At 64.5% G+C, this 26,742-nt stretch carries 19 protein-coding genes; 11 read left to right on the forward strand and 8 right to left on the reverse strand.

Translation table 11 applies throughout. From position 1 onward, the window contains the following. Positions 1 to 183 precede the first annotated feature (183 nt). From FPZ08_RS10995 to FPZ08_RS11010, 4 genes are read left to right on the forward strand one after another with little or no spacing between them, the layout of a single operon-like run. Positions 184 to 1,281 carry a microcin C ABC transporter permease YejB gene (locus tag FPZ08_RS10995; RefSeq protein WP_146290063.1) on the forward strand — a complete coding sequence of 366 codons (1,098 nt, stop codon included), beginning with the start codon at positions 184 to 186 and terminating at the stop codon, positions 1,279 to 1,281. Beyond that, a complete protein-coding gene (locus FPZ08_RS11000) occupies positions 1,278 to 2,420 on the forward strand; it encodes an ABC transporter permease (protein ID WP_146290064.1) in 1,143 nt (380 codons plus the stop codon). Before FPZ08_RS10995 ends, FPZ08_RS11000 begins: the two co-directional genes overlap by 4 nt. Then, on the forward strand, positions 2,417 to 4,027 hold the full coding sequence (locus tag FPZ08_RS11005) for an ABC transporter ATP-binding protein (RefSeq protein WP_146290065.1): 1,611 nt from the start codon (positions 2,417 to 2,419) through the stop codon (positions 4,025 to 4,027). The genes FPZ08_RS11000 and FPZ08_RS11005 overlap by 4 nt, the downstream gene beginning before the upstream one ends. A 36-nt stretch (positions 4,028 to 4,063) precedes the next feature. Continuing rightward, complete coding sequence (locus tag FPZ08_RS11010) at positions 4,064 to 5,911, forward strand: extracellular solute-binding protein (RefSeq protein WP_146290066.1); 1,848 nt, start codon at positions 4,064 to 4,066, stop codon at positions 5,909 to 5,911. A gap of 175 nt (positions 5,912 to 6,086) precedes the next feature. Here FPZ08_RS11010 and FPZ08_RS23090 read toward each other — a convergent pair whose 3' ends face one another. From FPZ08_RS23090 to FPZ08_RS11035, 5 genes are all read right to left on the reverse strand, one after another. After that, positions 6,087 to 6,509, reverse strand: coding sequence for a translocation/assembly module TamB domain-containing protein (locus tag FPZ08_RS23090; RefSeq protein WP_186766947.1), 423 nt, complete (start codon positions 6,507 to 6,509; stop codon positions 6,087 to 6,089). Continuing rightward, on the reverse strand, positions 6,484 to 10,431 hold the full coding sequence (locus FPZ08_RS22620; protein WP_146290068.1) for a translocation/assembly module TamB domain-containing protein: 3,948 nt from the start codon (positions 10,429 to 10,431) through the stop codon (positions 6,484 to 6,486). The genes FPZ08_RS23090 and FPZ08_RS22620 overlap by 26 nt, the downstream gene beginning before the upstream one ends. Beyond that, the gene (locus FPZ08_RS11025; RefSeq protein ID WP_246132623.1) at positions 10,431 to 12,302 is read right to left on the reverse strand and encodes an autotransporter assembly complex protein TamA; all 1,872 of its coding nucleotides are present in this window, start codon (positions 12,300 to 12,302) and stop codon (positions 10,431 to 10,433) included. Before FPZ08_RS11025 ends, FPZ08_RS22620 begins: the two co-directional genes overlap by 1 nt. 326 nt (positions 12,303 to 12,628) lie before the next feature. Continuing rightward, a complete protein-coding gene (locus FPZ08_RS11030) occupies positions 12,629 to 14,578 on the reverse strand; it encodes a MacB family efflux pump subunit (protein WP_146290070.1) in 1,950 nt (649 codons plus the stop codon). A gap of 2 nt (positions 14,579 to 14,580) precedes the next feature. Then, entirely contained in the window at positions 14,581 to 15,795 is a 1,215-nt protein-coding gene (locus tag FPZ08_RS11035) for an efflux RND transporter periplasmic adaptor subunit (protein ID WP_146290071.1), read from the reverse strand. Between the two features lie 199 nt (positions 15,796 to 15,994). Here FPZ08_RS11035 and FPZ08_RS11040 point away from each other — a divergent pair, with 199 nt between their 5' ends. From FPZ08_RS11040 to FPZ08_RS21945, 4 genes are all read left to right on the forward strand, one after another. Beyond that, the gene (locus FPZ08_RS11040; protein WP_146290072.1) at positions 15,995 to 16,771 is read left to right on the forward strand and encodes an SDR family NAD(P)-dependent oxidoreductase; all 777 of its coding nucleotides are present in this window, start codon (positions 15,995 to 15,997) and stop codon (positions 16,769 to 16,771) included. Between the two features lie 54 nt (positions 16,772 to 16,825). Next, positions 16,826 to 19,084: an ATP-binding protein gene (locus FPZ08_RS11045; protein WP_146290073.1), complete on the forward strand. Its 2,259-nt coding sequence runs from the start codon at positions 16,826 to 16,828 to the stop codon at positions 19,082 to 19,084. Continuing rightward, the gene (locus FPZ08_RS11050) at positions 19,081 to 19,737 is read left to right on the forward strand and encodes a LuxR C-terminal-related transcriptional regulator (RefSeq protein WP_146290074.1); all 657 of its coding nucleotides are present in this window, start codon (positions 19,081 to 19,083) and stop codon (positions 19,735 to 19,737) included. The genes FPZ08_RS11045 and FPZ08_RS11050 overlap by 4 nt, the downstream gene beginning before the upstream one ends. Positions 19,738 to 19,807: 70 nt before the next feature. Next, complete coding sequence (locus FPZ08_RS21945; RefSeq protein ID WP_186766948.1) at positions 19,808 to 19,948, forward strand: hypothetical protein; 141 nt, start codon at positions 19,808 to 19,810, stop codon at positions 19,946 to 19,948. Here the strand turns inward: FPZ08_RS21945 and FPZ08_RS11055 are convergent. Continuing rightward, complete coding sequence (locus FPZ08_RS11055) at positions 19,929 to 20,963, reverse strand: Ldh family oxidoreductase (RefSeq protein WP_246132624.1); 1,035 nt, start codon at positions 20,961 to 20,963, stop codon at positions 19,929 to 19,931. The genes FPZ08_RS21945 and FPZ08_RS11055 overlap by 20 nt on opposite strands. 238 nt (positions 20,964 to 21,201) lie before the next feature. Here FPZ08_RS11055 and FPZ08_RS11060 point away from each other — a divergent pair, with 238 nt between their 5' ends. The 3 genes from FPZ08_RS11060 to FPZ08_RS11070 all read left to right on the forward strand — a co-directional run bounded on the left by FPZ08_RS11060 (position 21,202) and on the right by FPZ08_RS11070 (position 24,545). Continuing rightward, a complete protein-coding gene (locus tag FPZ08_RS11060) occupies positions 21,202 to 22,095 on the forward strand; it encodes an aromatic ring-hydroxylating oxygenase subunit alpha (protein WP_146290076.1) in 894 nt (297 codons plus the stop codon). 90 nt (positions 22,096 to 22,185) lie between these two features. Beyond that, a complete protein-coding gene (locus FPZ08_RS11065; RefSeq protein ID WP_146290077.1) occupies positions 22,186 to 23,892 on the forward strand; it encodes a Rieske 2Fe-2S domain-containing protein in 1,707 nt (568 codons plus the stop codon). A gap of 2 nt (positions 23,893 to 23,894) precedes the next feature. Next, positions 23,895 to 24,545 (forward strand): glutathione S-transferase family protein, encoded by a 651-nt coding sequence (locus FPZ08_RS11070; protein ID WP_146290078.1) that lies wholly within the window; start codon positions 23,895 to 23,897, stop codon positions 24,543 to 24,545. 11 nt (positions 24,546 to 24,556) lie between these two features. Here FPZ08_RS11070 and FPZ08_RS11075 read toward each other — a convergent pair whose 3' ends face one another. Continuing rightward, on the reverse strand, positions 24,557 to 25,585 hold the full coding sequence (locus tag FPZ08_RS11075; protein ID WP_146290079.1) for a lysine-2,3-aminomutase-like protein: 1,029 nt from the start codon (positions 25,583 to 25,585) through the stop codon (positions 24,557 to 24,559). Continuing rightward, positions 25,582 to 26,637: an EF-P lysine aminoacylase EpmA gene (gene epmA, locus FPZ08_RS11080; protein ID WP_146290080.1), complete on the reverse strand. Its 1,056-nt coding sequence runs from the start codon at positions 26,635 to 26,637 to the stop codon at positions 25,582 to 25,584. Before epmA ends, FPZ08_RS11075 begins: the two co-directional genes overlap by 4 nt. Between the last annotated feature and the right edge of the window lie 105 nt (positions 26,638 to 26,742).

A 26,742-nucleotide genomic window follows, 5' to 3' on the forward strand; every position in this document is an offset into this window, starting at 1 on the left:
GTTGGGGCGATCCTGACTGCGTATGCCCGATCCGGCAAGCACCCAGCACATAACCACCCCCACCCTTGCCAAGCCGTCACCAAAGTGTTGCACTTGCGATAAGCCGCTTCACTTCATGGTGATTTGCCGGCCTGGACGGCCCAGCGCCTAAACTCCACGCAAACTCGTCTGCCCGGAGACCCGATGGGCGCCTATATTCTCCGCCGCCTGCTGCTGATGATCCCGACCGTGTTCGGCATCATGGCCATCTCGTTCCTGATCACCCAATTCGCCCCCGGCGGCCCCGTGGAACAGGCGCTGGCCAACCTGTCGGGCCAGAATGTCTCCATGGCTACGCGCATTACTGGCGACGCGGCGGGCGATTTCGCCGCCCAGCCCGGCCAGGGCGGCAACAAATCGGCCTATCGCGGCAGCCAGGGCCTGTCGCCCGAACTGGTCGCGCGCATCGAAAAGCAGTTCGGCTTCGACAAGCCGCCGCTCGAACGCTTCGGCATGATGTTGTGGAACTATCTGCGCTTCGATTTCGGCGACAGCTATTATCGCGATATCTCTGTCATCGACCTGATCAAGGAGAAGATGCCGGTTTCCATCTCGCTCGGCCTGTGGATGACGCTGATCGCCTATGGCATCTCCATTCCGCTCGGCATCAAGAAGGCCGTGACCGACGGTTCGCGCTTCGATGTGTGGACCTCGACCGTGGTCATCATGGGCTATGCCATTCCCGGCTTCCTGATCGCCATCGCGCTGATCGTGCTGTTTGCCGGCGGCAGCTTCTGGTCGATTTTCCCGCTGCGAGGGCTGACCTCACCGGGCTTTGACAGCTTTCCCTGGTGGCGGCAGATCATCGACTATTTCTGGCATCTGGTGCTGCCCATCATCTCGATGGGACTGGGCGCCTTCGCCACCACGACGCTGCTCACCAAGAATTCGTTCATCGACGAAATCGGCAAGCAATATGTCACCACGGCCCGGGCCAAGGGGCTGACGGAAAACCAGGTGCTCTACCGCCACGTCTTCCGCAACGCCATGATGCTGATCATCGCCAGCTTTCCGGCCGCCTTCATCGGCGCCTTCTTCGGCGGCTCGCTGCTGATCGAGACCATTTTCTCGCTCGACGGGCTGGGCCTGCTCGGCTTCGTCTCGGTCAGCAACCGCGACTATCCGGTGGTCTTTGCCACGCTTTATATCTTCAGCCTGCTCGGCCTCGTCATCGCGCTGATTTCCGACCTCGCCTATATGTGGGTCGATCCGCGCCTCGATTTCGAAAGCCGCGAAGTATGAGCGAGTTGATGCAACAGGAAGCGGCAATCGCGGCCTCGCGCCGCCCCATGCTCAGCCCGCTCAATCGGCGGCGGCTCGACAATTTCCGCCGGAACCGCCGGGGCTATTGGTCGCTGTGGATTTTCCTCGTGCTGTTCCTCGCCGCGCTCGGCTCCGAATTCATCGCCAATGACCGGCCTATCGTCGCCTCCTACAAGGGCGAATTGCTGTTCCCGGCCTTCGTCAACTATCCCGAAGCCAAGTTTGGTGGGTTTCTCGCCACCACCAATTATCGCGACGATTTCATCGCTTCCGAAATCGAGGCCAATGGCTGGATGGTCTGGCCGCCGGTGCATTTCAGCTACAACACGGTCGACCGCTACCAGCCCGGCTCGGGCGCCACGCCGCCAACCTGGCTGCTCACGCGGGACGCGGCCTGCGAGCGCTATCCGCTGCAAACCGCCGACCCCGGCTGCAACTGGGGCAATGTCCACTGGCTAGGCACCGATGGCGAAGCCCATGACGTCCTGGCGCGGCTGCTCTATGGCGTGCGCATCTCCATCCTGTTCGGCTTCACGCTGACCATTCTTTCCTCGGTCATCGGGCTGGTGGCCGGTGCGGTGCAGGGCTATTTCGGCGGCTGGGTCGACCTCGTCGCCCAGCGCGTCATCGAAATCTGGACGTCGGTGCCCGCGCTCTACCTGCTGCTGATCGTCTCCAGCGTCATCGCGCCCAGCTTCTGGGTGCTGCTCGGCATATTGCTGCTGTTTTCCTGGGTGTCGCTGGTGGGCATCGTGCGCGCCGAATTCCTGCGCGGCCGCAATTTCGAATATATCGCCGCCGCCCGCGCCCTCGGCGTTTCCAACATCACCATCATGTTCCGACACCTGCTGCCCAATGCCATGGTGGCAACGCTCACCTTCATGCCCTTCATCCTCTCCGGTTCGGTGGTGACGCTGACCTCGCTCGACCTGCTCGGCCTGGGCCTCGAAGTGGGTACACCCTCGCTGGGCGACCTGCTTTATCAGGGCAAGGAAAACCTGCAGGCGCCCTGGCTCGGCCTCACCGGCTTCCTCGCCATCGCGGTGCTGATGACGCTGCTGGTGTTTATCGGGGAAGCCGTGCGCGATGCCTTCGATCCGCGGAAAGCCATGGGATGACCGCGCCCCTGCTCTCCATCCGCGACCTGACCATTGCCTTTGGCGCCAACGAGGCGACGCGCGGCATCTCCTTCGATATTGCGCCCGGCGAGACCGTGGCTTTGGTGGGCGAAAGCGGCTCGGGCAAGTCGGTCACTGCCCTGTCGGTGCTGAAACTGCTGCCGGCGACGGCCGCCCTGTCGGGGCAAATCCTGTTCAAGGGCAAGGACCTGATCACTGCGCCGCCGGCCGAATTGCGCGCCGTGCGCGGCAATGACATTTCGATGATTTTCCAGGAGCCGATGAGCTCGCTCAACCCGGTCCACACTGTGGAGCGGCAGATCGGGGAAGTGCTGGCCGTGCATCGCGGCTTGCGCGCTACCGCCGCCCGCAAGCGGACGCTCGAACTGCTCGACGCCGTCGGCATTCCCGATCCGGCCAGCAGGCTCGGCGCCTATCCGCACCAGTTGTCGGGCGGGCAGCGCCAGCGCGTCATGATCGCCATGGCGCTGGCCAATGAACCGGACCTGCTGATCGCCGACGAACCGACCACGGCGCTTGATGTGACTGTGCAGGCGCAAATCCTGACCCTGCTCAAGGAATTGCAAAGCCGGCTTGGCATGGCCATGCTGTTCATCACCCATGATCTGGGCATTGTGAAGCGCATCGCCGATCGCGTCTGCATCATGACCAAGGGCGAAATCGTCGAGACCGGTCCGGTCGACACCATCTTCGCCGATCCGCAGCACGCCTATACCAAGCATCTGCTCGCCGCCGAACCAAGCGGCGCCCCGCCGCCATCGGACCCGGCTGCCCCCTCCATTGTCGATGTGGCCAACCTCAAGGTGTGGTTCCCGGTCAGGCGCGGGCTGCTGCGCCGTACCGTGGGCCATATCAAGGCCGTCGATGGGGTCGACCTCTCCATCCGTCGCGGCGAAACGCTGGGCGTGGTGGGGGAATCAGGCTCGGGCAAATCGACACTGGGCTATGCCTTGCTGCGCCTGCTTCCTTCGGACGGGCGCATTGTCGTGCTGGGCAATACCATCCAGTCGCGCTCGTGGAAGGCCATGCGGCCCTTGCGCAAGGACATGCAGATCGTGTTCCAGGACCCGTTCGGCTCGCTCAGTCCGCGCCTGTCGGTCGATGCCATTATCGGCGAGGGCCTGGCGGTTCATGCGCCGCATATCGGCGCGGCAGAACGCGATGCACGCGTGGTCAAGGCGCTGGAGGAGGTGGGGCTCGCCCCGGAAACCCGCTTCCGCTACCCGCACGAGTTTTCCGGCGGCCAGCGCCAGCGCATCGCCATTGCCCGCGCCATGGTGCTGGAGCCCAAATTCGTCGTGCTGGACGAGCCCACTTCGGCACTCGATGTGTCGATCCAGGCCCAGGTCATCGACCTGTTGCGCGATATCCAGCAGCGGCACGGCCTGACCTATATGTTCATTTCCCACGATCTCAAAGTGGTCCGCGCGCTGGCCAACCAGCTCATCGTCATGCGCGATGGGCGCGTCGTCGAACAGGGCGCCGCGGCCGATATCTTCGCCGCCCCGCAATCGGACTATACCCGCGCGCTGCTGGCCGCGGCCTTTGCCGAACCAATGCTTCCGGCCGGGCCCGAAACGGTCTAGCCTCGTGTCACAATTCGTCAATTTCGGAGCCGTCCGATGAAACTCGCACCCCTCCTCGCCATCCTGCTGCTGGCCATGGTGGCCCCCGCTTTGGCCCAGACCCCGACCGACGTGTGGAGCAATTCCTTCACGCTGGAAGGCGAGCCCAAATACGGCCCCGACTATGCCCATTTCGACTATGTCAATGTTGACGCGCCCAAGGGCGGCGTCGTGCGCCAAGGCGCGCTAGGCGGCTTCGATACGTTCAACCCCATCCTGCCAAAAGGCGAGACCGCCGGCGGCATTGGCCTGCTCTACGAGACGCTGATGACGCCCTCGATGGATGAGCAGAACACCTATTATGGCCTGCTGGCCAAGGAATTGAAGATCGCACCGGACTATGGCGCCGTCACCTTCCGCATCGACCCGGCAGCCCATTGGAACGATGGCGAGCCTGTCACCGCCGAGGATGTGGTTTGGACCTTCAACAAGCTCATCGAGGTCAATCCCGACCGCCAGCAATATTACCTCAATATCGAAACGGCCGAGGTGACGGCGCCGGGCGAAGTGACCTTCACCTTCAACCAGACCGGCAATCGCGAATTGCCGCTCATTCTCGGCCAGCTCATGGTACTGCCCCAGCACTGGTGGGAAGGCACCGACGCCAATGGCAAGCAGCGCGATATCGCCCAATCCACGCTCGAACCGCCTTTGGGCTCGGGGCCTTATGAACTGGCCAGCTTCGACGCCGGCCGCAGCCTCACCTACAAGCGCGTGGAAAACTACTGGGGCGAGAACCAGCCGACCCAGGTGGGCCACAACAATTTCGACGAATATCGGCTCGAATATTTCCTCGACCTGACGGTGCAGTTCGAGGCTTTCAAGGGCGACCAGTTCGACTGGTGGTGGGAAAACACCGCCCGCCGCTGGGCCACCGCCTATGATTTCCCGGCGGTCAACGAGGGGCGCATCATCAAGGAATTGTTCCCGCAGGACTATGCCGGCTCGGGCATCGGGCTGGGCTTCGTGCCCAATCTGCGCCGCGAGAAATTCCAGGATATTCGCGTACGCAAGGCGCTCAACTATGCCTTCGATTTCGAGGAGTTGAGCAACACCCTGTTCTACAACCAGTATGAGCGCATCGACAGCTACTTCTTCGGCCTGCCCTTCAAGTCCACGGGCCTGCCGGAAGGCGAGGAACTCGAAGTGCTGGAGTCCGTCCGCGACCTGGTGCCATCCAGCGTCTTTACCGAGCCCTATGCCAACCCGGTCAGCGGCGATCCGCAGAAGCTGCGGGACAACCTGCGCACCGCTTTGGGCCTGTTCAACGAAGCCGGCTATACGCTCGACGGCAACCGGCTGGTCGATGCCAATGGACAGCAATTCAGCTTCGAAATCCTGCTCAATGGCCCGACCATCGAGCCGGTGGCGGCGAACATGGTCACCAACCTCGCCCAGATCGGCGTGGCGGCGACCATCCGCTCGGTGGACAGCCCGCAATATATCAACCGCTCGCGCAGTTTCGATTTCGATGTGATCTATACCGGCTGGGCGCAGAGCTTCTCGCCCGGCAACGAGCAGCGCTTCTTCTTCGGCTCCGCTGCCGCCAATGAGGAAGGCAGCCAGAACTATGCCGGCATCGCCAATCCAGCCATCGACGCGCTGATCGACAAGCTGGTGGTGGCCGACGACCGCGACACCCAACTGGCGATCACCGCAGCCATCGACCGCGTGCTGCTGCACAATTACTACATGGTCCCCAGCTACAGCCTGCGCAATTCCCGCATCGCCCACTGGAACCGCTTCAGCCACCCGGAAAACCTGCCGGACTTTTCCAGCGGGTTCCCCACGATCTGGTGGTGGGACGCGGAAAAGGCGGCGAAGACGGGCGGGGTGAGCCGGTAGGGAGACGCCTCTTTCCCTCTCCCCTTGAGGGAGAGGGACGACCTGACGCGTTCAGCGGAAGGTCAGGGTGAGGGGTGCTGCGCTCTCCCATGCCAGACGCACGCAAGAGACCCCTCATCCGCCCTTCGGGCACCTTCTCCCTCAAGGGGAGAAGGCCACCTCCCAACATCGGAAGCTAGTAATCCCGCTCGTAGAACACACCCAGGCTCGAATTGCCGTCCTGGCTGGTGGCGCCGGTGACTTTGAGGTCGCTGGTGACGTCGAGGTTGATGGTCACCTTGCTCTGGCCGTTGGCACCGGCCTGGACGCCGAGATAGACATTGTCCTGGATATAGGTGCCCGCCTGCACCGCGACATTGCCGTCGTCGTCGGTGACGAGATCGAGATCGGCGAGGCCCGCCGCGCCGCGCAGGCTGTCGACCAGGCCGTTGCCGCCACCGCCCACCAGTTCGGCCGCGGCACCGGCCAGCTTGGCCAGTTGCAGCGGCGAGAGTTCGCCCATGGAGCGGTTGAAGATCAGCCGGCTCAGCACTTCGTCCTGCGGTAAGGCCGGGCTTGAGCTGAAGCTGACATCAATATCCGAGGCGCGGCCGGACACCGTGACGAAGACGGTGATCCCCCTCGCCCTCGGTGCGGGCAACGAGGTTGAGGAAGGGGTCGAGATCGCCCACCAGCGTCACCGTGCCGCTTTCGAAGGTCACGCGCTGGCCGAGAATGGCCAGACGCCCGCGATTGAGTTCGAACCCGCCCACAGGCTGGATATTGTTGATCGGTCCGGTGAGGCGCACCGAGCCACCCACTTCCGCGTCGAGCCCGCGGCCGCGGATGAAGATCTGGTTGGGCGCGTTGACATTGATGTCGAGCACCACGCCGGCCGGTCGCGTCTGCGGGATCGGCGCGCCGCTGCGGTCATCGATCTTGGCGCGTTGGAGGGTCTGTTCCACGGCGACAGGGGTGCGTACGTGATTGACGTCGATCAGTTGCGCCCCGCCGCCGAAATTCTCCGGGATGGAAATATTGGCTTCTTCGACGAACACATCGCCGGCCAGCAGCGGCGAGCCGGTGAGATTGCCCGTCAGCGCCAGATTGCCCGATACTGTGGCGACGAAGAGATTGCCATCGGCATAGCGCGCCGAATTGAGTGCCACGCGAATATTGGCCGGGAAGCCGGCATTAAGGCCCACAGAGCCCGAAGCCGAAACCGAGCCGCCGGTGGCCAGATTGGTCGACAGGCTGTCGATCACCAGATTGGTGCCGTTGAGGCTGGCCGAGCCGGTAATGCCCTGCAGCCGCAGGTTGAGTTCGGGGTCGATATAGCCGGCATTGCTGGTGGAGACCCGGCCGCCGAATTGCGGGCTGGCCAAGCTGCCGCTGACCCGCGCATCCAGCGTCACCACGCCGCTCAACTGCCCGCCACGATCGGCGACGAAACGATTGCCCAGCACCAAAGGCGCCGAGCCGGTGACGGCGATATTGAGCCCATTGCCTTCCAGCGGGACCGTGCCCGAGCCGCGGAGGGTCAGCCCGCCCGAGCCATTGGCCGTCAGTGAAGCCAAGCTTACCATGCCGTTGCGGAAGCTGCCGCTGGCCGTGACGCCCAGCGGGGCGATGCCGAATTCGCTGATCGCGGCGGCATTGATGCCCTCGGCCCGCGCCTCGAAACTCACCTGCGGGTCGCTGCCCGTGCCGGAAATGCTGGCGCGGCCATTGACCGCGCCGGCCAGACCCAGATCGGGTGCAATGGCATTGGCGATGGAGAGCGGCAGCGCGTTGATATCGAGGGTAATGCCCAGCGTCTCGCCGGCTGAACCGGTGGCGGTGATCGAACCCGAGCCGACGTCGAAGCGCACCGCGTCGAGCGCCACGCTGGAGCCGGCAACCTGGATCACGGTGGGGCGCGCCAGCCGCGCCGATAGCTGGCCCTGCTGCAACTGCGCCCGGTCCACGGCCAGGCGATAGCCGCCATCGACCGGCGTCAGCGCGCCGGCAATGTCGATATCGGTGCCGGTAGCAAGCGCTGCCTGCGCATCGAACGATGTCGTCCCGGCGCTCTGGGTCGCGTCTGCGGTCAGCGTCTCAACATGCGTGCCCGCAGCAACCACATCCGTCGCGCGGATCGTTCCGGTGATTGCCGGTACGCCGAACAGGTCCTGCACGGCGCCTTCGATATCGGCCGATCCAACAGTGATGTCATTGACATCAAGCTCCCGCACAGCGCCCCTGATCGAGGCCAACTGCCGCCCGTCCACGTTGCTCAGCCCAATCTCGGCATTGACAGTGCCCGTGGCATCGAGCAGCGCCAGGGCGGCCGGCACCGACACGTCGGGGGAGACAATTGTCAGCCCTCCATCGATCAGTCCGGTCTCCACCGCGCGCGCCAATCCGCCCGTGATCCGCGTGCCAGCCGCCTGGAAGTCGAGATCGGCCAGTTGCTGGGTCTCTGATGTCACGCTGACATCGGCAGCCAGGGTGGTGCGATAACCATCCAGCGCCGCCGCGCCGGAAATATTGCCGTCGAGCCGGTCGGTATCGTAGCGGCCGTCGAAGCGCAGTGCGGCATCGCGCAAGGCGCGGCCGGCCAGGGTACCGCTGACCACGCTGGCATCGAGATCAAGGTCGATGACGCTGTCCTGCCCCTTGGCGGTGCCGACTACCTTGAGCGCGCCGCTGGCCTGCTCGGACAGCAGGCCGAGATCAACAAGGTCGAGATTGAAGGCGAAGTCGGCCAGCGCATTGGAATAGGTGCCGTCGGCCAGCATCTGCACCTGATTGTTGGCGATGCGGAAATTCTCCGCCGTCAGTCCCGCCTCGGTGCGCGCCACGCGGCCGGACAGGTCCACCGTGCCGGCGAGCAGGCCATCGGCAATCTCGTCGTCTATGGCCAGATTGGTGCCCGTGCCATCCAGCGTCAGGTCAAACCCGCCGCTCAGCGGCATAAGCGCGCCACTGGCCTTGAGTGACAGTGCGCCCCGGAGTTCTCGTCCGGCAAGACCGGAGAACGGGGCGATGCTCGATGTTTCCAGCGCGATATCGCCGTTGAAATCCAGCCCATCGAGCTGTCCGCTCAGCGCCGCCGTCAGCGCCTGTCCAGCCACGCGGAATTCTGCCAGTTGCACCGGCTCGCCGGCATTCCACAGGCCGGCAATACCCAGGCCAATGCCATCGCCCAGGGCCGTCTCGATCTCTTCGGAGCCGGAAATGCCCGACAGCGTGCCATCGCCATTGAAGGTCACCCGGCGCGTCGCGGGATCGCTGAGATTGGCGGCCACGCCGCCCACGGTCAGATCAAGGTTTTCCGCGGCAAAGCCCGGTGTCTCGAACCCGGCCATATCGAGCCTGGCCGTCCAGTCCTCATTTGCTTCGCCGCCGAAGGCCACGGCCAGTTGCGCCGAGCCGACACGGGTGGCGCTGCCCGGCACCGGCAGCACGACCTGCCCGCCGGCGGGATCGGCGATGACGGCATTGAGATCGAGCGACTTGAGGAAATTGTCTGGCGTGGTTTCAGCAGACGCGTCCAGCGACAATTGCCCGCCGGTGAGCCGTAATCCGGTGACGGAAATACCGCCTTCCGTGCGGATCAGCGCATTGGCCACCAGCGCCGTCTCGGCGCCGAAGAAGGGGCGATAGGGCTCGGCGATCAGGGTGGCCAGCGGCCCATGCAGATCGGCGGCCACAGCTATGCCTTCGGCCTGCTGGTTCACCACCGCCACGCCGGAAAGCGCCGTCTGGCCATTGGCCTGCAGGGTGAGGTCGGTCCGCAAATCGCGCACCGGCCCGCTGCCATTGATGGTCAGGGTGACCGCGGGGCGGTTTTCGATATTGAGCAGGTTGGCGATGACGCCATTCTCGGGTTCGACCAGCGCCAGCCCCAACTCGATACTGTCGTCGTCGTTGCGGAACACCACGTCGAGATCGAGCGTGCCGCCCGGTCCGTCGAGGCGGACAATAGCAAGATTGGCATCGAGACTGCCGCCATCGAGCGTCATCGCGCCATCAAGCGAAATCTCCGAACCCAGTCCGAAGACGCCAGCGCCGAACGTCACCTTGGGCACGCTAAGCTGTTCGAGGATGACCGCCACCGGTAATTCGGGCACCTGGAAGCCGCCGGCTTCGGGCGAAGGCAGGTCCACCGCGCCTTCGACCGGCACGGCATTGCGGATATATTCGATGGAATCGGCAGCCAGCGAGCGCACTTCCAGCCGGCCGGTGAACAGGGCCGCCTGGTTCCAGTTGAGCCGCGCATTGTTGACGCGCAGCCACACGCCCTCGGCATCGGAAATAGTGATCTCGCGGATCGCCACATCAGAGCCCAGCGCACCCTCGATATTGGAGAGCCTGATCTGCCGTTCGGGCGTCGACAGGCGATCCTGCACGAAGCTGGTCAGCCAGTCCTTCTGCTCCTCATTGCCCATCGTCAGCACATCCTGCGCGACGATAACCGCCGGCACGGCCAGGCCAAGGCCGAGCAGCACGAGGATGAGGACGACGAAGCGCCGCGGAAGAGACATCAGCCGGGCCATCAGAAGGACTGCCCTATGCCGACGTAGAGCGCATAATCGGGATCGCCCGGACGTTTGTTGAGCGGAATGGCGAAATCGGCACGGATCGGGCCGAGCCCGGTATAGTAGCGCACGCCGACACCGGCCCCGACGCGCAGGTCGGTCAATGCCGGAAATACGTCGGCCGCCACATAGCCGCCATCCACGAACCCGACCACGCCGATATCCTGGGTCACCTTGACCCGCGCCTCGAGCGAGGCTTCGAGCAGGTAGCGCCCGCCGGTTATGATGCCGGAGCCGTCATCGACGCCGATGGACTTGAAGCCATAGCCGCGCACCGAACCGCCACCGCCGGCAAAGAACAGCTTGTCGGGCGGGATTTCCGACAGGTCAGGGCCCAGCAGCGCTCCGGCCTTGAGACGGCCGGCCAGCACGAAGGGATCGTCCTCTCCGAAGCCGAAATAGGTGCGGCCCTCGACGGTGAGCTTGGCGCCCGCATTGCCGTAATTGAGCTCGTAGAACGGCTCGAGATTGACCTGTCCATACCAGCCTTCGGTGGGGTCCACGCTGTCGTCACGGAAATCCAGCGTCGCGCCGGCATAAAGACCCACGGTCTTGAAGTCGCGCGTGCCGAAATCATCATCGAACCGGCTGAGCTCGAACTGCGCCCCACCCTCGATGGTGATCTGGTCGGAGAGGATATGGGTCAGTCCGACCCGGCCACTGGCCGAGGTTTCGGTGAAGGTGGGGTAGATGGTGCGCTCGGCCGAGACGGCGGCCACCAGATCGGTATCGGGTGTGAAAATACCTGGCTTGGTGAAGGTGCCGCCGAAGAAATAGTCGAATTCCGCCGTATCGATCGGATAGGCAATACTGGCCACGCGCGCATCGAGGCGCAGCCGCTCGGCCTGGCCGAAGAGGTTGCGCCACAGGTGGAAGGCTTCGACGCCGAGACCATCAATGGTCGAATAGGTGGCGCCGACGCCGAAACGGCGCCCCGGCAGTTCCTGCACGATGAGATTGTAGGGCAAGAGCCCATCGGCGCCGACCGCGTCGCCCGCTTCCAGCCGCGCCGCCCGGAACACTTCGAGCCGGTCGAGGCGCTTTTGCGCCAGCGCCAACTCGTCGGGGTCGTATTCCTCGCCCTCGGTCAGCCCGGTCTGCCGCCGCACGAATTCGGGGTCGAGCGTTTCGGTGCCGCTGACGGTCACCGCGCCAAAGGCGGCCTTGGGGCCGGGATTGACCGTGATGGTGACGTCGACCGTGGTCGTCGCATGATCGGCCACCACGTCACGGGTAACGATGACAGCCTTGGCATAGCCCTGCTGCCGCCAGGCCTCCAGCGCCAACTGCTCGGCCCTCAGGATGACAGAGGACTTGGCGATCTCGCCGGCACCGAACCCGGCATGGACGGGCGGCTCGACATAGTCATAGGGGTCGGAGGTCGGCAGCGCCTGGTTGACGATATTGACGCTGTTGAAGCGGAATTGGGGGCCGGGATCAACGACAATGGCCACATCCACCGGATCGGGCAGGTTGACGTCGGGCGCCAGATTGGCCGCCTCGACCCCGCCGACACGGATGGAGGCCGTGCCGCCATAATAGCCTTCATTGTAAAGCGCCGCGACGATACGGCGATAATCGCCGCGTGCCTTGGCCAGCAGACCCGCGGCGCCCGAGGCCGGCTCATTCTGATCGGCAACCAGCGCCGAGGCATTGCGCACCGCGCTTTCCACCGCGCCGGTGGCATTGACGGTGACGACGACGGTATAGGGCTGCGGATCGGCGATGACAGCCGCGGCGTCTTCCTCGCTCTGATCCTCGAACAGTTTCAGCCCGAAAATTTCGAATGCAGAAGCAGGCGCCACCGCCAGACAGGCGGCAACGCACAAGGCGCTAAAACTCGTTACCAGACGCGCGATATGCAGTGACCCGTTCCCGCCCGTTACGCTTCAACCAATTGAGGCAGAAGCAGAAGTTTGCCCTTTGGAGCGGAAAGATTCGGTTAAGCCTCTTTCGCCCCCGCCGCGCCGACGCTGCACGCCTGCCCAACAGGCGGACATTTCATGGCCAGTTTAGGGCTGCCCGATGGCAGGGACAACCTTTGGGCACATTTGTTGCGAATTGCGCTTATGGATCGTGGCCGATGGGCAACGGTGCCACGCCCTCATGGGGAGGCGGGAGCACAGCGACTCTCGAACCAGGAGGGCGTGGCACATCACTCCCGTGCCAGTGCCTCCACCGGGTCCAGCCTTGCCGCTGAGCGGGCCGGCATGAAGCCGAAAATCACCCCGATTAGGCTGGCCGAGGCAATGGCCAGCAGGATCGATTCTGCTGAATAGGCCAGCCGCGCGCCCTCCACCAGCGTGGTGAGCAGGCTCCCCAGGCCAAAGCTCAGCCCGACCCCGGCGGCGCCGCCGACAAAGCAGACCAGCACCGCCTCGATGAGGAATTGCCGGAGGATATCGCCCCGCCTGGCCCCGACGGCCATGCGGATGCCGATCTCCTTGGTGCGCTCGGAGACGCTGACCAGCATGATGTTCATCACCCCGATGCCACCCACGACCAGCGAGATGACGGCGATGGTGGAGATCAGCAGCGTCAGCGTCGCCGAGGTCGATTCGATGGTTTCGCGGATGGTCGCGGTGTTCTGCAGGAAGAAATCGGTATTGCCGTCATGCAGCCGCGTCAGCAGCTCGGTGATTTCCGCCTCGGCCTGCGCCATATCGAAGCTGTCGCTGACCCGCACGGCGATGGAGCCGAGATATGACTGGCCCAATATGCGATCCATCGCCGTGGTATAGGGCACATAGACATTGGCCTGGTTGCCGCCCGGCCCGAAACCGGTGACGTTTTCCACCACGCCGATTACCCGCACCGGCACCTTGCCCAGCATGATGACCTGCCCCACCGGGTCCTCGCCATTGATGAAGATGGCGTCGCGCGCATTACCGTCGATGACGGCTTCCTGCGTGCGCTGGGTCATGCTGGTTTCGGTAAAGCCCACGCCTTCGGCAAAGGTGCGGCCATTGACCTGGAAATAGCCCTCGCCGACCCCGGTGACCGAGGCATTGGACGAGGTATTGCGGAACAGCACCGTGGCATTGGAGCTGACCTGCGGCGAGACGCTGTCGGCATAATCCTGCGCCGCCAGCGCCTCGGCATCCGATGGCAACAGGGTCTGGATGCGGCTACTGCGCCGGTCGCCGAACCCGCTACCGGGATAGATATTGATCGTATTGGTGCCGATGGAGGCGATGTTTTCCAGCACCATCTGCTGGCTGCCCTGCCCCAAAGCCACCACGCTCACCACCGAGGCAATGCCGATGATGATGCCGAGCATAGTGAGGAAGGTTCGCAGCTTATGCGCCACCATGGAGCGCAAGGCCATGCGCAGGGCTTCGAGCCCGCTGTCGAACCATTCGCGCCAACGCGCCGTGCGGCGCATGCTTTCCCTGGTCCTGTCGACCCGCGTATCCACCCCGCTGCGCTTGTCGCCGATGATGACGCCGTCGGAAATCTCGATGACCCGCTCGGTCTGTTCAGCGATCAGCGGATCATGCGTCACGATGATGATGGTGTGACCGTCCTTGTGCAGCTCGTGCAGCAGGGCCATCAGTTCCTTGCCGCTCTTGCTGTCCAGCGCTCCGGTCGGTTCGTCCGCCAGGATCACCTCGCCGCCATTCATCAGCGCCCGCGCCACGCTGACTCGCTGCTGCTGACCGCCCGACAGGGCATTGGGCCGATGGTCGAGCCGATCGCCCAGCCCCAGCCTTGTGAGCAGATCAATGGCTCGCTTGCGCCGCACGCCGCCATCGACGCCGGCATAGATGGCTGGAATTTCCACATTCTCGACCGCGTCGAGATCGGGGAGCAATTGATAGCGCTGGAAGATGAAGCCGAAATGCTCGCGCCGCAGCTCGGCCAAGGCATCGGGCGCCAGCTTGCCGACCGGGCGGCCGGCAAAAGCGTAGCTGCCCGACGAGGCCCGGTCGAGGCAACCGAGCACGTTCATCAGCGTCGACTTGCCCGAGCCCGACTGGCCGATAATGGCGACCAGTTCACCCCTGTGGATATCGAGGTCGATATCGCGGAGCACGGTCACCGTTTCGGCGCCGGCCTGGAACTGCCGGGTCAGGCCGCGCAGCGAAATGATCGGATCGCTCATGGCTAGCCGCCGAAGCGCACGGGGCCGCCGATGCGCATGGCGCCACCGCCCGGACCACCCGGCCCGCCCTGCTGGCCGCCGGCCGGTCGCACGATGGTCGCGCCGCCGCTCACCACCTGCTCGCCTTCGCTGAGCCCACCTTTGATTTCGGCCATGACATTGTTGTTGAGGCCAACTTCGATGCGCCGCGGGGTGATCGTTTCGGTCGCCGGATCGTAGACGGCGACCATTGTATTGCCCTGCGGGTCCTTGCGCGACACCAGCCCGGAGGACAGCACCAGCACATCCGCGACCTCATCGAGCACGATGGTCACCTGCGCCGTCATCGAGATGCGCAGCTTATGGTCGGGATTGGGGACGTCGAACAGCCCATTGTAATAGACCGCGCTGTCGCTCGCCGCCGTGTCCGAACTGATCGAGGTCGGCGCCGGCTCGACCTCGCGGAGCGTGGCGTCGATCTTGATGTCGGGCTCGCCCAATATGGTGAAATAGACCCGCTGCCCGGCCGAAACCCGCACCACGTCGGCCTCGGAAATCTCGGCCTTGATCACCATCGTGTCGAGATCGGCGATCTTGACTATGGTGGGGATGCTGGAGCTGGCATTGACCGTCTGCCCCTCATCCACCAGCAGGGCGACGATGGTGCCATCGTTCGGCGCCACGATTTTGGTCCGCGCCAGGTTGAGCTCGGCCGATTCCACGCTGAGCTGGGATTGGGCAATCTGCGCATCGAGTTGGTCGATCTGCGCCTGTGCCGAATCCACCGCCGCCTGCGCGGTTTCGAGATCGGTCTGCGAGACGAGGCTATTGGCGTTGAGCTGCTGATTACGCGACAGGGCCGCCTGCGCCTTGAGCAAGCTCGCTTCCTGGCTGCGTTTCTGCGCCTCGATGCCGGCCAATACCGCCAGCGCCGTCTTGACCGCATTCTCCTGGTCGAGGCTGTCGATCTCGGCGATCAGGTCGCCCTTTTTGACATCCTGCCCCAAAGCCACATGCACGGCCTCGATACGACCGCTGACTTCCGCACCGACGCTGACCAGAGAATTGGCCTCGAGCACGCCCGACGCCAGCACGGTGCGCTCGATATCGCCGCGCCCCACCACAACCGTATTGGGCACGGTCGCCGCTTCCGGCGCCGCCAGGAAATACCACCAGGCCCCAAAGCCGGCGCCACCCAGCACCACCAGCGTCACCAGCCATTTCGTCCACGTCTTCAAGCCGCATTATCCCCTGATATCAGTTCGCCCCAACATAATGTGCCCGGCGGCCCGGATCACGTTAGGACTTGGTAAGGTTCCGATGCCTTTCGGTAATCCGCCGGTAACGCACTACGCCTCGCGGCAAAGGACGGTTGACCTCCCCTCCCTACCCGGTCCACCCTGCCGGCCTCCCACTGACTCCAGGACTGTCCGCACCATGTATTCGCTGCTCGATCCCAGCCGTTTCGTCGTCTTCATCACCGGCGCCACTTCCGGCTTCGGCGCCGCCGCGGCCCGCCGCTATGTCGGCGCCGGCGGCAAGGTGATCGCTACCGGCCGCCGGGTTGAGCGCCTGCAGGAACTCCAGGCCGAGCTGGGCGTCGAAAACTGCCACATCATCGAGCTCGATGTGCGCGATCGCGCTGCCATCGATGCCGCCATTGCCGGCCTGCCGGCGCCGTTCGATGCCATCAATATCGTGCTGGCCAATGCGGGGCTCGCTTTGGGCCTGCAGCCCGCGGCCGAAACCGACATCACCGACTGGGAGACCATGATCGCGACCAATGTCACGGGCCTGGCCTATACCGTGCGGGCACTGCTGCCCGGCCTTATCGCCCGCGGCGGCGGCCATGTGGTGACGCTGGGCTCGGTGGCCGGCGACTATCCCTATCCCGGCGGCTCGGTCTATGGCGCCACCAAGGCCTTCGTGAAGCAGTTCGCGCTCAATATCCGCTCCGATGTGCAAGGCAAGAATATCCGCGTCACCAATATCGAGCCGGGCCTGACCGAAACCGAGTTCTCGCTGGTCCGTTTCAAGGGCGACGAGGGCAAGGCGTCCAAGCCCTATGAGGGCACAGCGGCGATGAATGCCGACGATATTGCGGAGTCGATCTTCTGGGCCACGTCTTTGCCGGCCCATGTCAATGTCAACCGGTTACAGTTGATGGCCACTGCGCAGGCCTTCGGCCCATTCGATATTCACCGCGAACGTTAAGTCTAGAGTAACTATAATATTGCGCTGCGGGAATTTCCCCCTTCCTATGCAGCCATGAGGTCGACGCCCGCCACGCCCAGCCTGTTGCTTGTCGCGATCACGCTGTTCTGCGTGGCGCTGGCCTTCGGTCTTGTCGTGGCGGCGACCTCGTTCAATTCCCTGTCGCTGCGGCTCATGCCCACCGACGGGGATGCCGTGCTCATCACCCAGGTGCATGACGGGGCGGTGTTTTCCGAACCGGGCCCGCGCTGGGCCACTGTGCTCAAGGCCATCGGCAGCGCCCCGCCCGACGGCGCGCGTCCGGCCGATTGGCCCGCGCCCCTGCCGGTCACCAGTGCGGACCTGCTGCCCGAGCCTGACAGCCTCGCCAGCTATGCCGAATATGACGCCTTCCTCGCGCGCCAGTCCGCCCTGGCCGATGTCATGGCGGCCGATGCGGTCGAGCTTTACCTGCAGGACATCTTCACCCAGGAAGAATTCACCTCGGTCCTTTATACCGACTATCGCGACGTCACCGCGCTGGGTGACGGCTTCTGGCTGCAATTGCTGACCGGGGTTGCCGCACTGCTCATCGCCGGCTGGGTCTGGGCTTTGCGTCCACGACATATCGGGCCGATCATGTTCCTGATCAGCGCCATCGGACTGACCTGCTCCACCGCGACCTCGGCGCTTTATGCGAACAGGGAACTGGCGCTGCATGCCGACCTCTATGCCATGCTGGTGCCCATCAACCATCTCGGCGTCGTGACCTTCGGCCTCGCCATGATCGGCCTGTTGCTCAGCTATCCACGGCAACTGGTTAACCCGCGCTGGTTCTGGCTGCTGCCGGTCATCGGCGCCGCCTATATGGTTTTCGATACCAGCCATGTCGAACTGGGTCTCGGCCCGTCCCAGCTTTATGTCTTCATCGCGCTGGCCATGCTGGGCATTCTCGCCGCCATCGCGCTGCAATGGCGCGCCACGCGCGGAAGCCCGCCGGATCGGGCGGCACTGGGCTGGCTGGGCCTGTCCGTGGTGGCCGGCGCCGGCGCCTATACTTTGCTCGGCGCCGCGCCCATCCTGCTCGACACGCCTTTCGCGCTGCCGCAAAGCCATGTCACCAGTGTGCTCGTCGTCATCTATGCCGGGCTCGCGCTCGGGCTCAGCCGCTATCGCCTGTTCGACCTGGGCGAGTGGTCCTATCGGGTGCTGTTCTACACCGTTGGCGCGCTGGTGCTGCTGGCACTCGATGCCGCTGTCATCTACCTGCTCAATATCGATGCCGCGCCGGCTCTGGGCATTTCGCTGCTGCTGGTTGCCTTCATCTACCTGCCCTTCCGCGACTGGATCTGGCGCCGTGCCACTGCCCGCCGGGCCATCGGGCAGGATGAGCTGTTTTCCGCCGCGCTCGACGTGGCCTTCGCGCCATCGCCGTCGCAAAGCGCGGCGCGCTGGCAGGCCCTGCTGCGCCGTTTGTTCGATCCGCTGCAGATCATCGAGACCGAACCGGCCAGCTCCCAGCCCGCAATGGGCGAGGACGGGCTATCGATGCAATTGCCCGCCGTGGCCGGGGCGCCGCCTTTGCGCCTGACCTATCCCTTTGCCGGGCGCGGGCTGTTCTCGCCCAATCATCTCAAGCTCGCCACCAACCTGGTGTCGCTCACCGAACGCGCCGAGGAAGGCCGCGAGGCCTATATGCGCGGCGTGGGCGAGGAGCGGCGCCGCATGGCGCGCGACCTGCATGACGATGTCGGCGCAAGGCTGCTGACTGGCCTTCACACCGCCGACGACACCACGCGCCCGACGCTGCAGGCGGCGCTCAGCGATATCCGCGCCATCGTCAGCGGCCTGTCGGGTGAGGAAGCCAGCCTCGACCGCGTGCTGGCCGAAACCCGCCACGAAGCCGCCCGCCGGCTCGAAGCGGCGGAAATCATGCTCGACTGGCCCCTGCCCGAAGCCGAGATCGAGGCGATCCAGCTTGACTATCGGTTGCACAAGGCACTGACCTCGGCGGTGCGCGAAATCGTCTCCAACGCCATCCGCCATTCCGGCGCCAGCCGCTTCACGGTGACGGCCAGCCTCTCGCCCGGACAACTGGCGCTGCATTTCGCCGACAATGGCAAGGGCATGCCATCAGAGGCACTGGCCGGGGAAACAGCAGGCTTCGGCCTGCGCAACCTGCGCCACCGCATCGAGGATGTCGGCGGGCATCTGACGCTGGCCGCCCAAGCCACCGGCACCACGATCACGCTCGATATTCCGCTGGTGCTGGCGCCCCACACCCCGGAACCGGGGGTGCTGGAACCGGCCGATCCGCTTAATTCACCGCTATGACTGTCGAACCCGTCGCTGCCCGCCTGTGCCTGCTGATCGAGGATCAACCCCGTACCCGCGACTGGATGCTGGTCGTGCTGGCCTCGGCCTTTCCCGACCTGCGCATCGAAACCGCGGGCACGCTCAAGGCCGCCCATGCCTGGCTCGACCGCCACGGCGCCGGCCTCTGGCTCGCCATCATCGATATAGGCCTGCCCGACGGTTCGGGCGTCGATATCGTGCGGCGCCTCAATCGCGATCACCCCCAGGTGCTTCCCGTTGTCGCCACAATCTATGACGATGACGCGCATCTGTTCGAGGCCATCGCTGCCGGCGCCCGCGGCTATGTGCTCAAGGACGAGGAAGCGGACCTGCTGGTCAATTATCTGCGCCGCATCGAGCGCGGCGAGCCGCCTTTGTCGCCCTCCATCGCTCACCGCATGCTGAGCCATTTCCGCGCGCCCGCCGTGGTCAAGGACGAAGCCGGCCTCAGCCCACGCGAAACCGAGGTGCTGACCCTGCTCGCCCGCGGCATGACCGTCTCGGAAGCCGCTTCACGCCTGAGCCTGCAACCGCAGACCGTCGCGTCCTATGTCAAGGTGATCTACCAGAAACTCTGCGTCACCAGCCGAGCGGAGGCGACACGCGAAGCGGTGAGGCGGGGGCTGGCCTAGGCTCCCCCCCGAACCGGGGCTGATCCCTGAGCTTAACTGGCCCATTCTCCGCAGCAGCCGGAGAAGACCGATGAAACTGCGCTCTGCCTTGACCATTCTCGCCATTGCCGTCATGGCGATATTGCTGTTCCTGCCGGCCGATATCCGTGCGGCGCCTCTGCCCGGCCCCGACGATACGCGCCTCGAAGGCTCTACAGCCCCAGGAACCTGATCGTATCCGGATCGACCGGCACGCCTTCCTGCTGCCGGTGCGCCATTTCTTCCCATTCGCGGTCGCCCGGGGCCATCACGCGTTCGGCGCCCTCGCGCACCGGGGCGCTGCGCAGGCTGGCGAGGTAGCGCGTGATCATCGCCCCGAACAGCTCGCGCCCGACGAACTTGTCCGGGTCGATGACCAGCACGAAATGGCCCATGTTCCGCGGCGTCGAAATATCGTCCCCGCCATACATGGGGATGAAATCGGTATCGAGTGTCGTGCCGGTCAGCAGCGCCGAGAACAGCGTGGCCACCCCGGCCAGAGCCGCGCCCTTGTAGCCATATTCGGCTCCGCCCAGCGGCAGCAGCATGTCGGCGGTATTGGGGTCCGTGGTTGCACCGCCATGCTTGTCTGCCGCCACACCGTCAGGCAGTTCCAGCTCCAGCGAGCGATGCAGCAGCACGCGATTCATCGGAATGGACGAGGTTGCCATGTCGAGCAGCCAGGGCCTGCTGTCCGGCACCGGCGCGGCGAAGGCCAGCGGATTGGTGCCGTGGAACCGTGCCGCGCCATCGAACAGGGCCACCATGGAATCGGTATTGGTCGTGGCGAAGGTGACGAAGCCCCGCTCCGCGCCAGCAAGCGCATAGGCGCCCGCCGCGCCCAGATGGGACGAATGGGCAATGCCTACCGCTCCCACGCCGGCCTTTTGCGCCAGCTCTATCCCCACCTCGACGGCATGATAGGCCGCGTAATGCCCCAGCCCGTCATCGCCATCCACCATGGCGCTGCCGGCAGCACGGATATCCACCTTGAGCTGCGGATTCTTGTTGAGCCGGCCACCGGCCAGCATGTTGCAATAGTGTTCCGTCAGCCGCACGCCATGGCTGTCCACGCCGACCAGCGACGCGTGCAGCATGGCCCTGGTGGCCGCTGTGAGCGATGCCTCGCTGGCTCCTGCTTCGCGCAGCCGCGTGGCGACTTTCTCCTCAAGCAGCGTCGCCGGAAACCGTTGCGATGAACTTTCCAAGTCTAAAATCTCCCCGACACCAGCCAGTCGCGGTGTCATTCCCGCGAAAGCGGGAACCTCCGTTGGCCGAACCCTCATCGAAACAGAGGTCCCCGCTTTCGCGGGGATGACTCAATGTGTGGTGGAACATTAGCGGCCACGACCTCATCCGTCATTCACACAACGGAGATTCCCGCTGACCGGGCATGACACCGCGGATCGGGCGGACTATGCTCAGCGCCAACAGTTGAGACCTGCAATGACGACCATCGATCCCACTACCCGCGACCTCTGGCAGGTCATAGCCGCCACCGACGAAGTGCCTGTCGGCATGGTCGAGACCACTGTCCTGCTCGATGTCAGGCTCGCCCTGACCCGCGACACGTCAGGCAATCCCGTGGTCTGGCGCCGTACCAATGAGGAGCAGGACGACGAGATCGACCCCGAAACCGTGCTCGATCGTCTCCCCGTTATCACCGGCTATGGCTATGTCTGGACCAGCCTGGGCAATCCGCCCAGGGAACTGTTTCCCATCCCCGAATATGCCGAAGCCGACCGCAAGAACATGAGCTGCGGCTCGATCGGCCTGGCCGTATCGGCCCCGCGCGCGGTGGAAAATTTTCTCGACATGGGCCACTTCCCCTATGTCCATACCGACATTCTCGGCGCCGAACCGCATACCGAGGTCAAGGAATATGACGTCGAGGTGTCCGAGGAACGCGACGAGGTGCTCGCCACCCGCTGCAAGTTCATCCAGCCCCGCGCCGCCAAGTCGGCGACCGAGGCCATGGAAGTCGAATACGTCTATCGCGTGCCGCACCCGTTCTGCTCGGTGCTCTACAAATCCTGCCCCGAGGACGAGAGCCGCCGCGACGTCATCGCCATTTTCCTGCAGCCGATGACCGAAGAGCGCTGCCGCGCCCACCTGCTGCAGTCGATGATCGATTCCGAATCCACCATTACCGACCTGCGCCGCTTCCAGCAGACCATTTTCGGCCAGGACAAGCCGATCCTCGAAAACCAGTATCCCAAGCGCCTGCCGCTCGACCCACGCGCCGAAACGCCGATCCGCGCCGACAAGAGCGCCATCGCCTATCGCCGCTGGCTGAGCCAGAAGGGCATCACCTATGGCGTGATCCCGATGGCAAGCTGATCCGATGCAGCGCGCCTCGTACGCCAAGGCCCGCAAGAAAACGACCTCATCCGATCGTGGCGCGATCCCTGACTATCCTCGGATGACCGAATGACTCTCTCCCTCTCCGACCCCACCTGGTACCCCATCGCCTCGAGCGAGGACCTGCCCTTCCGCCATGTTTATCAGGGCCAGTTGCTCGGCCGCGAACTCGCCGTCTGGCGGGCCGATGACGGCAATGTCAATGTCTGGGAAAACCGGTGCCTGCATCGCGGAGTGCGCCTCTCCATCGGCATCAACGAAGGCGGCGAGCTCAAATGCCAGTATCACGGCTGGCGCTATGCCAACCGCTCGGCCGGCTGCACCTATATTCCGGCCCACCCCGCCGATGCCCCGGCCCGCCGCATCCAGAACCGCACCTATCCGGTGCGCGAGGCCTATGGCCTCATCTGGTCGGCCGCTAATGACCAGCAGGCTTTCCGCCCCTTTGCCGGCGCCGAAGGGCATGACTGGTTCGCGCTTCGCCCCGTGCCGGTCAATGCCGCACCCGAGGATGTGCTGGCCGCGCTTGGCGGACTCGCGCCAGACGACCAGCCGGCCGATCTGCTGCCCGGCCTCGCCGTTCGTTTTGGCGGCATCTATTACTTCGTCCAGCCCGTCGATGCCGGCCGTGCCGTGATCCGCGGCCTGCTGCGCGAGCAGCCAGTCGATGCAGTGGCGACCCTCCGCCACTACAATGAGTTGCTGTCCAAGCTGCGCGACCGCCTCGAACGCTCGGCCGCCCGCAAGCCGGCGCCCGAGCCGCTGCAGCCTGCATACGACAAGGTCTCGGCCGACCTAGCCACCATGCCCGATATCGCCATTCCCAAGGGCAATACCATCACCGTCATGGTCAAGCGCAAATGGGTCAGCGCCGATGGCGTTATCGGCTTCGAGCTGGCGGGGCGCGACGGGCACCTTCCCACGTTCCAGCCCGGCGCCCATATCGACCTGCATTTGCCCAATGGCATGACGCGGCAATATTCCATCACCAATGGGCCGGGCGAGCTGATGAGCTATATCATCGGCGTCAAGCAGGAGAGCGCTTCCAAGGGCGGCTCCAAGGTGCTGGTCGAAACCGTGCGCGAGGGCGACCTGCTCTCCATTTCCGAGCCGCGCAACAATTTCCCGCTGCGCCGCGACGCTATCAGAACCGTGCTGATCGCGGGCGGCATCGGCATCACGCCTTTGCTCTCCATGGCACGCTTCCTAGACAAGTCCGCCTTGCCCTACGAATTGCATTACTTCACCCGGGCCGGCGAAACCGTCGCCTTCCGCAGCGAACTCGAGGCGTTGCATGGCAAGGTGATCTTCCACACCGGCCTGCCCCGCGCCGAAATCGGCACTGCCATCGCCACGGCCCTGGGCCAGTGGAGCATGGCCCAGCATGTCTATGTCTGCGGCCCCGGCCCGATGCTCGAAACCGTCCGCGACACCGCTGCCGCGCAGGGCTGGCCGGATGAGTCGATCCATTTCGAATATTTCAAGAATGACAAGATCATCGACAATTCGTCGGCCTTCGATGTCGAACTCGCGCGTTCGGCCATGACGCTGCATGTGCCTTCGGGCAAATCCATCATGGAAGTGATGCGCGAGGCCGGCCTCACCGTGCCCTCATCCTGCGAACAGGGTGCCTGCGGCACCTGCCTCACCACGGTCATCGAAGGCGAGGTGGACCATCAGGACGTCTATCTCAACGACAGCGAAAAACGCGCCAATAGCTGCATGATGACCTGCGTAAGCAGGGCGAAATCGGCCCGCCTGGTGCTGGATATCTGACCATGGCCATTACCCTTTACGACTTCGAACTGTCAGGGAACTGCTACAAGCTCCGCCTGCTGATGGGCATCCTCAAGCTGCGCTACGACATCGTGCCGGTGGATTTCTATCCCGGCCGCCAGCACAAGGCCGATTGGTTCCTGCGCCTCAACCCCTTCGGCCAGCTCCCCGTGTTGCAGGACGGCGACCTGACCCTGTCGGATTCCGGCGCCATCCTCACCTATCTGGCGAAGAAATATGACGAGACCGGCCTGTGGTTTCCCGATGATCCGGCTATCACGGCCGAAGTGCTGCGCTGGCATGCCGTGGCCGACGACATCACGTCCACGGCCTCGGCCGCGCGGCTGGCACTGGGTTTCTTCTACGATTTCGACGTCGAAAAGGCCCAGAGGGGCGCTCACCGCATCTTCCGGTTGATGGATGAGCATCTCTGGTTCGGCGAGCGCGAAGGCCGCGACTGGTTGTGTTCACCTGCGCACCCGACGACGGCCGATATCGCCTGCTTCCCCTACGTCATGCTGAGCGAAGAAGGCGGCATTTCCCGCCAGGACTATCCAGCCTTGCGGCGGTGGACCGACCGGGTGCGGCGGATACCGGCTTTCACCGTGATGTCAGGGGTTTTCCCAGCCGGTCGGGCGGTGGAAGAGGCGTAGCGACCCGATCATTAGGGCGGATAGCGATGGTCCCCGCCCTGCCAGTCGCGCACGGTAAAGCATCCGTCGCCGCCTGATATGGCGCTGGCCCCGATTTCTGCCTTGCCGTGTCCGCCGGGAATGTCGAGCACATAGGTCGGCTGCGCCAGCCCGGAAATCCGGCCGCGCAGGGCCGAAACCAATTGCTGCCCCTCTTCGATGCCAAGGCGGAAATGGCTGGTTCCCGGCGCCAGGTCGGGGTGGTGCAGGTAATAGGGCTTCACCCGGTTTTCGACGAAAGCCTTCATCAGGTCAGCCAGCGTGTCGACATCGTCATTGACGCCCCTGAGCAGCACCGACTGGCTGACCAGCACCACGCCGCCATCGGCCAGCCGCGCCAGCGCTGCCTTGGCCTGGGGCGTGAATTCGCGCGGATGATTGGCATGCACCGCCAGATAGGTGGTCTTGCCGCTGGCCTTGAATGCCGCGACCATGTCGCCATCCACCCGGTCCGGCTCCACCACCGGCACGCGCGTATGGAAGCGCACGATCTTCAGATGCTCAATATCAGCCAGCCGCTCCATGATATCGCGCAGGCGCCGGGGCGACAGCACCAGCGGGTCACCCCCGGTGAGGATGACCTCCCAGATTTCGGCGTGGTCCGCGATATAGGCGATAGCCGCGTCGAGCTCGGTCGCGGTCAACGTGCCCAGGCCCTGCGGCCCCACCATTTCGCGACGGAAGCAGAAGCGGCAATAGACCGGGCAGACATGCACCGCCTTGAGCAGCACCCGATCAGGATAGCGATGTACGATGCCTTCCACCGGCGAATGGGAAAGGTCGCCGATCGGGTCAGCCCGCTCCTCCGGCGTGGTCACCAGCTCGGCCGCATCAGGCACGAATTGGCGGGCGATGGGATCGTCCGGGTCTGCCGCATCGATCAGCGCGGCCACATCAGGCGTGATGGCGATGGCATATCTGGCCGCCACGGCGTCAAGGCCGACGCCATCGCTCAGTCCGGCATCGACCAGCGCCTCCACGGTCTTGATGGCGGCGCTCATTCCGCCACCGGCGCCCATAGCACCGCCTCGATCTTCGGCGCGCCCGTCGCCAGCATGACCAGTCGGTCGAAGCCCAGGGCTACGCCGCTCGCCTCCGGCATCAGTTCGAGCGCCGCCAGAAAGTCTTCGTCCAGCGGGTAGCGCTCGCCATAGATGCGCTGCTTCTCCGCCATTTCGGCGAGAAACCGCCGCCTCTGCTCCTCGGCATCGGTCAGTTCACCGAAGCCGTTGGCCAGTTCCACCCCGCAGGCATAGAGTTCGAACCGTTCCGATACCCGCTGGTCATCCGCCGCGCGCCGCGCCAGGGCCGCCTCGGCGGCCGGATAGCGGTCCAGCACGGTCACCCGCCCCATGCCGAGATTGGGCTCGACCTTCTCGACCAGGATGCGGCTGAAGAGATAGCTCCAGCTCCGATCATCGGGCACGTCGAGCCCGACAGCCAGCATCTGCCCGGCCAATTGCTCGCCATCGGGCACGCCCTCGCTGTCCATGCTGGCCAGCAGGTCTATGTTTGCATAGCGCTGGAAGGCATCGACCACGCTGAGCCGCTCCGGCTCGGCAAACGGATCGCATTGCCTGTCCCTGAAACGCAGCGCCTCGACGCCTGTCGCCCTTGCCGCAATGCGCAGCAATTCCACGCAGTCGGCGATAACAGCGTCATAGCCCTCGCCGGCCCGATACCATTCCAGCATGGTGAATTCAGGGTGGTGCAGCGCGCTGCGCTCGCGGTTGCGCCACACATGCTGGAGGCTCGCAATCCGCCGCTCCCCGGCGGCCAGCAGCTTCTTCATGGTGAATTCGGGCGAGGTGTGGAGATACATCGGCCGCCCCACGCCATCATTGCCGATCATGGTGGTGCCGAAAGCATGCAGGTGCGTCTCGTTGCCCGGCGAAAGCTGCAGGCCCGGCGGATCGACGATGAGAAAATCGTGGCTGGCGAGATAGGCCCGCACCCCCGCCTCGATCCGCCCGCGCGCCACAAGGATCGGCCGCCGGTCGGCATGGACCTGAGGCGACCACCATGGCGAGGGCTGGAAAACGGGCTGACTCATGTGACCTTTATTGCGGCCGGGCTGGCGATTTTCGCCGGAATAGGGTAGTGGGCGCTCGAAAAGTCTATTCCGGCGCCACAGACTGGCCGTCTCAACACGGCCCTG

It is taken from the genome of Devosia ginsengisoli, assembly GCF_007859655.1.
Taxonomy (GTDB): Bacteria; Pseudomonadota; Alphaproteobacteria; order Rhizobiales; family Devosiaceae; genus Devosia; species Devosia ginsengisoli.